This window comes from Lactobacillus ultunensis DSM 16047 (genome assembly GCF_001436305.1).
Classification (GTDB): domain Bacteria; phylum Bacillota; class Bacilli; order Lactobacillales; family Lactobacillaceae; genus Lactobacillus; species Lactobacillus ultunensis.
In genome coordinates this window covers 1-12,692 of record NZ_AZFO01000020.1, presented here as the reverse complement: position 1 = coordinate 12,692, position 12,692 = coordinate 1, and the positions used below count along the sequence as shown (strand labels likewise).

10 protein-coding genes are annotated in these 12,692 nt (G+C 32.7%); 9 read left to right on the top strand and 1 reads right to left on the bottom strand.

Translation table 11 applies throughout. From position 1 onward, the window contains the following. Positions 1–11: 11 nt before the first annotated feature. The 3 genes from FC57_RS06680 (at position 12) to FC57_RS06670 (ending at position 1,908) form a co-directional block, all read left to right on the top strand. Complete coding sequence (locus FC57_RS06680) at positions 12–587, top strand: histidine phosphatase family protein (RefSeq protein WP_007125064.1); 576 nt, start codon at positions 12–14, stop codon at positions 585–587. A 6-nt stretch (positions 588–593) separates the two neighbouring features. Next, positions 594–1,181 carry a histidine phosphatase family protein gene (locus FC57_RS06675; RefSeq protein ID WP_007125065.1) on the top strand — a complete coding sequence of 196 codons (588 nt, stop codon included), beginning with the start codon at positions 594–596 and terminating at the stop codon, positions 1,179–1,181. Positions 1,182–1,248: 67 nt separating this feature from the next. Continuing rightward, positions 1,249–1,908 carry a putative quinol monooxygenase gene (locus FC57_RS06670; RefSeq protein WP_007125066.1) on the top strand — a complete coding sequence of 220 codons (660 nt, stop codon included), beginning with the start codon at positions 1,249–1,251 and terminating at the stop codon, positions 1,906–1,908. 36 nt (positions 1,909–1,944) lie between these two features. On the opposite strand, the gene FC57_RS06665 is transcribed toward FC57_RS06670, so the two are convergent. Then, the gene (locus FC57_RS06665; protein WP_007125067.1) at positions 1,945–3,150 is read right to left on the bottom strand and encodes an ATP-binding protein; all 1,206 of its coding nucleotides are present in this window, start codon (positions 3,148–3,150) and stop codon (positions 1,945–1,947) included. A gap of 157 nt (positions 3,151–3,307) precedes the next feature. Between FC57_RS06665 and FC57_RS06660 the strand changes: the two genes are divergently transcribed. The 6 genes from FC57_RS06660 (at position 3,308) to FC57_RS06635 (ending at position 12,553) form a co-directional block, all read left to right on the top strand. Further along, on the top strand, positions 3,308–3,997 hold the full coding sequence (locus FC57_RS06660; protein WP_007125068.1) for a glycerophosphodiester phosphodiesterase: 690 nt from the start codon (positions 3,308–3,310) through the stop codon (positions 3,995–3,997). Positions 3,998–4,230: 233 nt separating this feature from the next. After that, positions 4,231–5,412, top strand: a complete 1,182-nt coding sequence (locus FC57_RS06655) for an MFS transporter (RefSeq protein WP_236253595.1) — start codon at positions 4,231–4,233, stop codon at positions 5,410–5,412. A gap of 18 nt (positions 5,413–5,430) precedes the next feature. After that, entirely contained in the window at positions 5,431–7,533 is a 2,103-nt protein-coding gene (locus FC57_RS06650) for a helix-turn-helix domain-containing protein (protein ID WP_007125070.1), read from the top strand. Positions 7,534–7,686: 153 nt separating this feature from the next. Next, positions 7,687–9,582, top strand: a complete 1,896-nt coding sequence (locus FC57_RS06645) for a beta-glucoside-specific PTS transporter subunit IIABC (protein ID WP_007125071.1) — start codon at positions 7,687–7,689, stop codon at positions 9,580–9,582. After that, positions 9,569–10,996: a glycoside hydrolase family 1 protein gene (locus tag FC57_RS06640; RefSeq protein ID WP_007125072.1), complete on the top strand. Its 1,428-nt coding sequence runs from the start codon at positions 9,569–9,571 to the stop codon at positions 10,994–10,996. Before FC57_RS06645 ends, FC57_RS06640 begins: the two co-directional genes overlap by 14 nt. Before the next feature lie 138 nt (positions 10,997–11,134). Then, positions 11,135–12,553: an ATP-binding protein gene (locus FC57_RS06635; protein WP_236253594.1), complete on the top strand. Its 1,419-nt coding sequence runs from the start codon at positions 11,135–11,137 to the stop codon at positions 12,551–12,553. Positions 12,554–12,692 lie beyond the last annotated feature (139 nt).

Genomic DNA, 12,692 nt, shown 5'->3' with positions numbered 1-12,692 from the left:
GGGAATTTTTTGTGACAAAGACTTTATATCTTGTCCGACATGGACAAACTTATTTTAATTATTATCATAAGGTGCAAGGAAGATGCGATTCACCATTGAACGAAAAGGGAATTCGTCAAGTGGCTATGGCACGTGATTATTTTCAAAAGCATCATATTCATTTTGATAAGGCTTTTTCATCAACACAAGAAAGAGCATGTGATACTTTGGAGATCATTACGGATCATAAGATGCCATACAAGCGCTTAAAGGATTTACGAGAGAAGTGCTATGGCATTTTTGAAGGACGCGATGAATTTTTATTACCTTGGAACTACAACAATAAGAATATTGATCCAACGATGGAAAAAGATGAGGAAGTTGTTGGCAGAATGCGTCGTGCTATTGTGCAGATTTTAAAAGGCGTAAATGATGGTGAAACTGCACTGGTTGTTGGCCATGGTGATATTTTATCTAAGTATGTTAGGGACGTAACTAAGAGCCCTAATTTTCCTGGCTTTGATAATGCTTCAATTGTTAAGTTAACGGTTGATGGCAATCAAGTTCATTATGATGGTTATGTATGGCCCGCAGAGGGATTGGGATAACTTTAAATGGCAATAAATTTGTATTTGGTTCGGCATGGACAGACTTTATTCAACGAACAACATCGAATGCAAGGTAGCAGTGATTCTGCTCTAACTAAATTAGGAGTTAAGCAAGCTGAAGCTGTTCGCGATTATTTTGCCCAAAATGGCATTGTGTTTGATAAGGCTTATTGCTCGACTCAAGAGAGGGCAAGCGATACTTTAGAGATTATCGTTGGCCCTGAGATGGAATATGAACGTCTTAGAGAACTTAAAGAAAAGAATTACGGTGCATATGAAGGTCGCAAGACTATTTGGTGGCCGTTTAGTCGTATTTTTAAGAATTCTGTTGAGGATAATCGAGAAGTTGTTGAGCGAATGGAGCGTGGAATTAATTTGATTCTGCGGGATGCTCAAGATGGCGAAAATATTTTGGTCGTTGGTCACGGCGATAGCATGAGTCAATATATTCGTGAAAAGGCTAATGGACGGAAGTTTCGCGGTTTTCACAATGCGGAATTTGCTTTATTAGAAAGCAATGGTCATGAAGTGGAATATGTCAAAAGCGAATGGCCAGCACGAAATGTTCGTATTGATGAATTAACTGGTAAATAATCGTTCTATTTTAGTACATTAGCTTATAATAATAGGTGTGTAAAAATTAAGATACGAGGCAAGTAAAATGGATGAAACACCAATTTTTAAAATTACTAAGTTAACTATTGCAAAAGATGATCGTGATGAATACATTCGTCAAGCTGAAAACAATATGCATGCATCAATTCCAGCTGAAGAAGGTACATTATTAATCGGTAGCGGTCACGATGATGCTAAAGGCGAAGACAATTACGAAATTGAATTATTCCGTAATAAGGGTGCTGAAGATTTGCACATTGCAGCTTCACATGCTGATGACTTTGCAGAAATCGTTGATAATATTTCTAGCGACAAGAAAGTAATCAACTTGAAGCCAGAAGTTATTACTACCCATGCTCAAAAGGCTTTAAACAGCTATGCTGACAACTTCGTTATGCGTTTAGTTAAAGTTGAAGTTAAGACCGGCAAGGAAGAAGAATACGCTCATTCAGTTAAGAAAGAAATGACTACCAGTATTGCTTCTGAACCAGGTATGGAAATCATGATGTCTGGTACTAACAAGGATAATCCTAACGAATGGTACTTTGTTGAAGTTTATGCAAACGACAAAGCATATGATTACCATGTACAAACTCCACATTACAAGGAATATATTGAAGAAACTGATAGCATCGTTGAAAGAAGAGATGTTAAGGATCTTGTAAGAGATACTTTGGCAACTCAAGGTGCTATTGTTTTAGATTAATTGTAAATAAAAAATGCCGCCGTGAGGCGGTATTTTTTATTGAAGCAACCAGTCTTTAATATTGATAATAGGGATACCATCAATTACTTGTTGATCTTCATAGCGACCTGTAATCACTAGTTTTTGATAATTATTGGGGATTTCTAATAAATTATCGGTTTCACGGGTAGAATTTTCAGGCAGTTGATAAGTGACTTGAATGTACTTTTTGTCGTCAAGTTTAGTAGCGATGAAGTCAATCTCTTTATTTTTTAGCTTTCCAATTTGAACTTGGTACCCTCTGCGCAATAATTCAATATAAACTATATTTTCTAAGATACTTCCACGATCATTGTTGCGTTCACCAAGAGCTTGTGTTCTTAAGCCTGTATCAACAATGTAGTATTTCCCTTGAGTTGTCAAAAGCTTACGACCACTGATGTCATACCGATTTGATTTATAAAAGAGAAATGCTTCGGTGAAGTAGGTCAAATACCTTTGAACAGCGGTATAAGATACAGAATATTGAGCTGACTTTAATGTATTGACAATCTTATTAGGGTTGATTAATTGTCCCACGGTATCGGCCAAATATTTTGCAACTAAAGTGACTAGTTCGGGTTCTCGTAAGCCATTCTTATAACCGATATCATTGACGATAACAGTATTATAAATACCTGACAGGATGGTTTGTTTGAGTTCTTTTTTGGCTAAAACTACTGCAGGGAAGCCACCATACTTAACGTATTCTTGATAAAGCTGATCAATTTCACGTTCGGATGGTAAAGATTTATGCTTAAAATTGAGCATTTCTTTAAATGAAAGTGGATAAACTGGAATTTCTACATATCTTCCCGAAAGCAAAGTAGCTAATTCACCACTGAGTATCTTGGAATTACTGCCAGTAATAGTAATATCTAAAAGTGGATTTAGGCGTAGGCTATTGACTACTTTTTGCCAATCCGTTACATACTGAATTTCATCAAGTAAAACATACATCTTTTGATTAGGAATTAGATGTTCTTTTAAATATGTGTAAAGTTTTTTCGGGTCATAAAGTTCAATATTGTCAAAATCTTCGAATGATAGATAAATAATTTGTTTTTGGTCTATCTGATTATTAAGAAGATATTGGCGATAAAGCATTAAGATGTACGATTTGCCTGAACGACGCACCCCTGTTAATACCTTAATAAATTCAGTATCTTTGAAACTGATTAACTTAGATAAATAGTCTGGACGTTTAATTAAATCTGGTTGCATAATAATTTCCTTTATAAAATAAATTTCACTTATATTTTAGCAAAATTTCATTCATAAGATAAATTTTATTGATTCTGAATATAATTTATCTTGTGAATTAAATAATTGACATTTTTACCTAAAATTTATTTCATAAGTAAAACTATTAGGAGAAAAAATGAATCAAACAATTATTTTTGCCCACCGCGGCTTGCCGGTAAAATTTGCAGAAAATTCGTTGGAAGGCTTTCGCTACGCATCAACTCATGGCGCTGAAGGCGTAGAATTTGACGTGCACTTAACTAAAGACAAGGTGCCAGTAGTCATGCATGATGAAACGTTGGATAGGACTACTAACGGAACTGGCTATATCAAAGACTACACGTTAGGCGAGATTAGAAAATTCCATTTGAAAAATGGTGAGCCAGTGCCGATGCTGCGTGAATTATTTGAAGTTTTACAAGGTAAAGATTTATATATCAATCTAGAATTCAAGACCAATAAAATTCGCGATGAAGGGATTGAAGCAATTGTTTTGGCTCTAGCCAAGGAATATCATTTTGTGCATCCCATTATCTTTTCTTCCTTTAACTATCAAACGTTGAAAAACTGCCAGCGTATCGATCCACATCAGCAGTATTGCTTCTTAACTAAAAAGCCTATTTTATGGCCTGAACGTTTTGTTAAGAAAAATCATTTTGCGGCGATTCATCCACATTGGTATGAGCCTAGTAAAGTAACTCAGCGAATTTGGACGATTGACAATCCACGACTGGCTAAAAGATATTTTAAGTTAGGAGTAGCTGGGATTTTTACTAATAATTTTGAATTGATGAATGAAATAAAAAAGTCTTTCCTAGCTGACTAGAAAAGACTCTGAAGTAACATAAAAGCCCGCTATTAATTCATCCAAAAGTTAAATAGCGAGCTTTAAACTGTAATTATATAATTTAGGGTCTCCGCTTTAATCACGGTCGGTATACCCCGACGTGTTGTTCCAGCAACACGTCTTTTTTATTCCTCGTCATTATAGCATGAAAGCCAAAATAAAACTATTTCTCTGCTAAAATAATCATTATCATTGTGTTGAAGGAGAAAAATATGGCTGAAAAAATTAGTGTACACCGATTGCATATTCTAACAGCAATGTTCGTGCTAATTGCTTTCATGTTGGGATGCAACGAATTTATGGTAGTGGGCAACTTATCTTTGATTGCCAAATCTTATCATGAATCTCTTAGTCAAATATCATGGTTAGTTTCAACTTTTGCTTGGACTTATGCTATTGTGACGCCACTATTAGCGTTGTTTACAAATAAAATTCATAAGTATTATTTACTGATAGCTCTTTTGTTGATCTTTTTAATAGGGACAATCTTGAGCTCATGCGCACCCAATATTGGCTGGTTGCTATTATCTAGAGTAATTACTGCTTCAGTAGCAGGGATGATTGAATCGCTGCTCTCCGTAATTGTTTACCAATTGTCGCATAATCAAAAGCAGCGGTCGATGACGATTGCGTGGATTTATACAGGCTTTAGCATTGCTTCCGTAGTTGGAGTGCCGCTCGGTACGGTGATTGCGGATCACTGGCGCTGGCAAGATGCCTTTATTATGTGTGCTGTAATTACTGCCATTGCAACAATCGTTGCTTTTACAATTTTGCCTAAAAATCTACAGGCTGGTGAAGGCAATTATCGAGATCAGATTCAAATCTTCAAAGATAAAACGATTTGGTATGGCATTGTTTTCGTTATCTGTGGAGCGGCAACTCTTTATGGCTACTATACTTATATTCGTCCACTGGTTCATCAACAATTGAAGTTTGATTTAAGTACTTTGAGTTTGATCTTGCTTTTGCTTGGCGTAGTCGATATTTTTGCTAATCAAGTGGCAGGCAGGATAGCAGCTGGAAATGGTTTTAAGAAACTGCGCTTTGTTTATGTACTGAATCTATTATTACTAGCTGTTTTTGGTATTATGTTGCAAAATCAGGTGACAGGGATTGCCTGGATCTTTATCCTGGGTTTTACTGTAGCGATTTTTGGTTCAACTGCACAAGTTTTCTTTTTAAATGAAGCAACGAAAAAATATCCAGCCGCAATTAACTTAGCTTCAACGCTAAATGCAATTTTCTATAATGTAGGGATTGCATTATCATCGATGACGGCAGGGCAGGTGCTAAAGTATAGCAGTCTTACAAATTTAAATTGGAATTCATTTGCTTACTGTGTGGTAGCGACTGTGATGTGCTTTATTTTGGCTAAAAAGATGGAAGAATAAATTGTGAGGAAATGTTAAATGTTAATTGAAAATGGAAAAATTGGGGAAATAAATTTCTATAATAGAGGTCAAAACTATGTTTTATCAGAAAATCTGCATATTATTTATAATTTAAATGATCCAATCCGAATTAAATTTAGCACCTCTGATTTTGAGCTTGAAAAAACTGATTTAATAATGATACCAGTAAATGGTAATGCTAATATTTTTTGTTCATCTCCACAGAGTATATATTTAGATGTTAATTTAAACAAAAATTTCTTAGAGAACTTCGTAAGAAAAGGTCAGATCATTTCTTGTACTCCAAAATCAATTGGCCAAAAGTCATATAAAGAATTAGTTTTTCTTTTAAATAAGTTATGCAGCTCTTTTATTGGACAAAATCAGATTGAACTTGAGCGAATTTTATTTGAGATAGTAATAACTATTAAAACCGGTTTTGTAAGTGACCTTAGTAGCTTAGAAAGTCCTTTAAAAATCAAAATAAAGAATTTTGTACAACAAAATTTTACAGAAAATATTACACTTGAAAAAACTGCTCAAGAATTAAATATTACACCTCAGTATTTGTCTAATTATTTTAAGGACCATTTTAGAACTACTTATATACACTATTTAAATGAACTTAGATTAGATAAAAGCATTCAGCTCTTAAATGATTCTAACTATAAAATTGTCAACGTTGCTTTTGATTCAGGTTTTAATAGCGTTTCTACCTTCAATAGATTATTTAAAAATAGATATGGTATAAGTCCATTAGTATGGAGGAAGAAAAATAATATTAATAAAGATGAATTAAAAGATATAAATCAAGAGATTATTAAGCGTGCCAATGAAGAAAATAAACGAGAAGAGATCCAAATTAGTCCAAACTATAATAAAATATCTGAAAAGAAAATAAAAATAATTCATGTTGGCTTAGATGCTTTGGATAATGATAATGCGTTAAGAAGCTTTGAATCTCTTAAAGTAAATACATTGATGTTTGATTTTGATTATGAAAAAGGAGATATTCAGAATTATATTCGTCAAATTGAAAATAAAATTGGAAAGTTCATAAAAGAAGATATTGATATTGTTGTTCAATTGAACCTTAATGCTTCTTCTTCAATTGAGGGTATAACTAAAAATCTTAACTATTTATTTGAATATTTCGCTAATTTAATTAGTATTAATAGAGTTAGAAAATGGGGAATATGTTTTTCGGGATTAAGTAATTTCAGTCTTACTCAAATTAATACACTCTGTCAAAGAATAGAGAATAAAATACTTAACCGATTAAAGATACATGGTCCAATTTTTTATAGGGGAAATTATCAAGATTTAGAAAAAATAATAGATCTCCCATTAACCAAGAATAAAATCCTACTACTAGATGTATTTGTAAAGAAGATGAATATAGATACTTTTTCATATTATTTGAAAAAGTTACGTAATAAATTTGATGGCCCTATTTTCTTAGAGAATCTAACATTTTTTAGAGCTAATTATAAATTATTAAATGATACTGAAATAAGGGCTAAGTCTTTCTTAGAACTTATGCTTAGAAATTATGATGAAATCGATGGCGTAGTGATCAATAATTTAATTGATATAGGTAATCATATGAACGAAGTTCTGAGTGGAGATAATGGAATTGAGACCAAGGAATGGTTGCCTAAGCCAATATATCATGCATTATGTTTTCTTAATATTCAGGGAAAATATATTTTAAGCATAAAAGACAATTATATTATTTCTTGGAATGGGGAGAATGATTATAGTGTTCTTATGTTATGTCCGTCTACTTTTACAAGACATGAATTTAAATTGACATATGATAATTATCTGCAGCTAATTAAACAAGAACAACATAAGTTTGACTTACAGTTTGGAGCTTTGAAGTCAGGAAAATATAAATTAAAGATAAGAAAGATTAATTCAACCGTTGGAAATATAATCGAAGGCTATAAGGATTTAGATTATTCTGAGAATTTAAGTCTCGATGAATTTATGTATTTAAAAAATCGGGTTCAACCAGAGATGATGATAAAAAAATATCTTGTCGATAAAGGTTTGGATTTATTTTTTGATTTAAAACAGGATGATATTATTTTTGCCCATCTAATATACTTATATTAAATATTGAGCATTAATAATTAATATAAAGTTACAAAAATTAATATTACTTTGTTATTAACCATTAAAAATGAGATGTTTTTATTTTGAAAGCGCTTAGATAATTGTGATAACTTTATCTATCATAATAATTGTAAAGAGAAAGGAACAATTATTATGAAGTACAAAGAAATAGCTCAAAACATCATTTATGATGTTGGTGGGAAAGAAAATATTAGATCTTTGAATCATTGTTATACTAGATTGCGTTTTAGTCTAAATGATGAAGCTAAAGCACAAACAAAGGATATCGAAAATCTAGATGGAGTGTTGTCTGTAGTCAAATCCGGTGGTGAATATCAAGTAGTTATCGGTCCAGAAGTGAACGGCGTATTTAAAGCGATTCAAGATAATCACATGTTATCTGAAGAGAAATTAAATGGAGGATCATCTTCAGAAAGTTTAAATACTAATAAAGTTAATGAAAAAAAGAATTTTAAATATTATGCTGGAAGAGGCTTAGATATATTCGTAAGTTGCTTTACACCAATTATTCCAGTAATTGCTGGTGCTGGTATGGTTAAGGTGTTGGTTGCAATATTACAAAGTATGAATTTGTTAAGTACGCATTCTTCAACTTTCTTAGTATTGAATGCAATAGGTAATGGTGTTTATTACTTCTTGCCATTTTTAGTAGCTGTTACTACTTCAAGGGTTTTAAAAGCTGATACTTTCATATCTTTAGCAGTGACATCTACTATTATGTATCCACAATTAGCACAACTTGCTGCTAAGGGACCTAAGGTAATTTCTTTCTTAAATATCCCAATGCAAATTGTTGATTACAGTTCACAAGCTTTGCCAGTAATTCTAGCTGTGTTAGTTGTTAAATATGTTGATAAATTCTCAGATAAAATTACTCCTAATCTGGTTAAAACTTTTTTGAAGCCAATGATTACTTTATTAATTAGTATTCCTATTGTGTTATGGGTATTTGGCCCCGCAGCTGCTTGGCTTGGAGGCCTCTTTACTCAATTCACTGCTTTAATGAACAAATGGGGTTGGATTGCCGTTGGCTTAAATGCTGCTTTATTCCCATTCTTAGTCCTAACAGGTACTCACAATGCTTTGTTACCTCTAATGGTTCAAATGTTTGCTACTCAGGGATTCGATGCAGTTTTAGTCCCATCAGGTTTAGCTGCAAATGTTGCTGAATCCGGGGCAGCTGCTGCCGTTGGGGTTAAAACAAAAGATAAAAAGATGAAGAGTACCGCAATGGGTGCAACAATTTCTGCCTTATTTGGTATTACTGAACCAGCTTTATATGGTGTTAACTTAAAACTAAAAAGACCATTTATTGGTATGCTTTTAGGTTCATTAATTGGTGGTTGCTTTGGTGGATTACTCCACTTAACTGCCTATAGTTTTGTTTCACCAAGTATTCTTTCGCTGCCAATCTTTATTGGTAAGAACTGTAACATTTTAATTGCTATTTTAACTGTTTTGGTAACTTTCGCTGCTACATTTATTATTACTTGGTTGTTAGGTTTTAAAGAAAACCAAGAAGAAAAGAGTATTAAAACTGATAAAAATACTATTGCTAAAATTAATGAAAAAGAAATTTATGTCCCTATGAAGGTTCCAACTGAAGGTAAATTGATTTCACTTAAAGAAGTCCCAGATAAGACTTTTGCAAATGGAGTTTTAGGAAAAGGTTTTGCAATTGAACCTAAAGGTGATGGAAAAGTATATTCTCCTGTAGATGCAACTGTTGAAACTATATTTCCTACAAAGCATGCAGTTGGCTTAAAGACAGATGATGGTCTGGAAGTAATGATTCATATGGGAATAGATACCGTAAATCTTAAAGGAAAATATTTCGAAGACTTTGTTAAAAAAGGATCTCGAATTAAAAAAGGCGATTTAGTAGCTCAAATGGATTTGAAACGCATTAAAGATGCAGGCTACAACACGGATGTAATTGTAGTGGTAACTAATACTGCTAACTTTGCAAATGTGACAGTAACCCCTTCTAATGATAAGAAAGAGGTAGCATTTAATGTTGAAGTCTAATCAGAAAAAATTCCTATGGGGTTGTAGTTCCGCGGCAAATCAAATTGAAGGTGCATGGGATGCAGACGGAAAGGGTACAAGTGTTGTTGATTATTTAGCTTCTAGTACCCAGCCAAATGGAATGCGATATTTAACATCTAGAATTGATCCTAAAAAATATTATGGTTCTCATCAAGCAGTTGATTTTTATCACCGTTACGAAAAAGATATTAAATTGTTGGCTGGTATGCATGTTAACGCGTATCGCATGTCAATTGCTTGGACTCGTATTTTTCCAAAAGGAATAGAGGATGAACCAAATAAAAAAGGTATTCAATTTTATCATAAAGTTATAGATGAACTACTAAAGTTTGGAATTGAACCAATAATTACTTTGTCTCATTATGAGCCACCATATTATCTAGCTAAGACTATTGATGGTTGGGCAAGTAAAAAAATGATTGATTATTATCTTAAATTCGTGAAAACGGTTCTTACTGAATTTAAAGGGAAGGTAAAATATTGGATTACCTTTAATGAAATTAATGCTTTACAAGTTCCATTTGGAATTATGACTGCTGGTGGAATTTTAATGGATATTAATGACACTAGAAATACTGAGCAATTAAGGTATAAAGCATTACATCATCAATTTATTGCAAGTGCTAAAGCTGTTAAATTAGCACATCAAATTGATCCCAATAATAAAGTTGGTTGTATGATAGCTTCAATGTATACGTACCCAATAAATTCAGATCCGTTAAATGTTAGAAATAACCAATTTGCTCTACAAATGAAAAATATGTTTTGTAGTGACGTTCAAGTAAGAGGATATTATCCAGGTTATGCGTTAAGATATTTTAAAGATCATAATATAAAATTAGATGTTTCAGATAGTGATAAGAGGATCTTAAAAGAAGGCACAGTTGATTTTTACTCGTTTAGCTATTACATGACTAATTGCACCTCAACAGATAAAAATGCTAAAAAAGTAAATGCTAATTTAGTTAATGGAGTTAAAAATCCTTTCTTAAAAACTTCTGAATGGGGTTGGCAAATTGATCCTATTGGATTACGCATTTATTTAAATGATATTTATGATCGTTATCAAATTCCTATGTTAATAGTTGAAAATGGATTAGGAGCCAAGGATAAAGTTGAAGATAATAAAGTTCACGATCAATATAGAATAGACTATCTGAAAGCGCATGTAAAAGAGATGAAAGAAGCTATTTTAGATGGTGTTGATTTAATAGGATATTGTCCTTGGAGTTCTACAGATCTGGTAGCATTGTCAACAGGAAATATTATTAAGCGCTACGGCTTTGTATATGTTGATATTGACGCAAAAGGACAGGGTACTTATCAACGAATACCTAAAGATTCATATTATTGGTATCAGAAGTTAATTGATTCTAATTATTTAGAAAAATAGAAGAAATGCTAGAGCTAAATGTTCTAGCATTTTTTAATTATAATAATATTTTGCTTTTTGCTAATCTATATAATTACGATTATACTAATTATGATTATACTAATTATGATTATACTAATTACGATTATATAAGGTGACATGATGGAAAAATTTGTTGCTCGTGAGCGAGAATTAAAAAACTTAGAAGAAATGTATGACAGCTCCAAATTTGAGATGGCAGTTATTTATGGTCGAAGAAGAGTAGGAAAGACTGCTTTAATTAAGGAATTCATTAAAGATAAGCCTGCTATCTACATTCAAGGAATTGAAGCTACTAAAGAACTGAATTTACAATATTTATCTGATGCAATTATGGATTTTGCCAATCCTATTCAGATACCAACTAGTTTCTCTTTTAGGGATTTCAAAGATGCATTTGCTGCAGTGGAAAATATCGCTAATCAGCAAAATAAAAAGATAATTTTTGTAATGGATGAATTTCCATATTTTGCAGAATCGGCTCCAGAAATTAGTTCACTTTTGCAATATGCTATTGATCATATTTATAAAGAATACAATAATATTATGCTGATTCTTTGTGGGTCTTCTATGTCTTTTATGGAACATCAAGTTTTAGGATATAAAAGCCCATTGTATGGCCGTAGAACAGGACAATTTAAAATACGTCCGTTTAATCTTTTTGATACCAAAAAGATGCTACCCCAGGTTAATGATGAAGATCTACTGGCATACTATGGTATTACTGGTGGAGTTCCTCAATATTTGTCATTTATTGATCAAAAACTGAGTGTAGCCGAAAATATCCAAAAGCTTTTCCTGAAACAAAATGCTCCACTACAAAATGAAACCAATATTTTGCTACAAGAGGAATTGCGCAAACCTGCTACTTATTATTCTATTTTGGTGGCGATTGCTAATGGTGATTCTAAAGCTAATAAGATTTATCAAGCGATTGGCTTAAAGAGTAGTTCACAATTGAGTCCTTATTTGGGTAAATTAATGGAACTAGAAATTATTGAACGCAAAGCACCTATTTTAGAGAAGAATAAGAAAAAGTCTATTTATGTGATTAAAGATGAAATGTTTAAATTCTGGTTTAAGTTTATCTCAGGTGAACAAGATCAAATTGCTTTGGGACGTACTAAAGCGGTGCTTGAAGCAATTATGCATGAATTACCACGCTTTTTGGGGCCAGTTTTTGAACAGGCAAGTATTGAATGGATGTGGAAAGAAGAAAATTTAGTTTTTGATCCACGTGAGATCAAGAATTGGTGGGGCTATAATCCTTTGTTGAAGCGTCAGGAAGAAGTAGATTTAGTAGCTGTAAATTTTGATAATTCTAAAGCAATGATAGGTGAGTGTAAGTGGAAGAGTGCCAAAAAACTAACTTCCGAAATGTTGACAACATTGCAGCGTCGTGCTGATTTAGTAGCGCAAGATGTTAAGGTTAATGTAGTTGGATTATACTTTTTTGTTAAGGAAGCTGATGCTGATTTCCTTAATGCGGCATCAAAACGAGGAATAAAAGTAATTGAGTACTCTAGCTTCTTTAAATAATTCAAGAAAAAGTAAAATTTTCCCTTGCATTTTATTTTTGATTCACCTATACTATTAACTGTTGAGCGGTTGAGAGATCGTTCAAATAGAACCAATCAAGTAAAAGGTTTGAAGATTGGGTTATAGCCAAGTGGTAAGG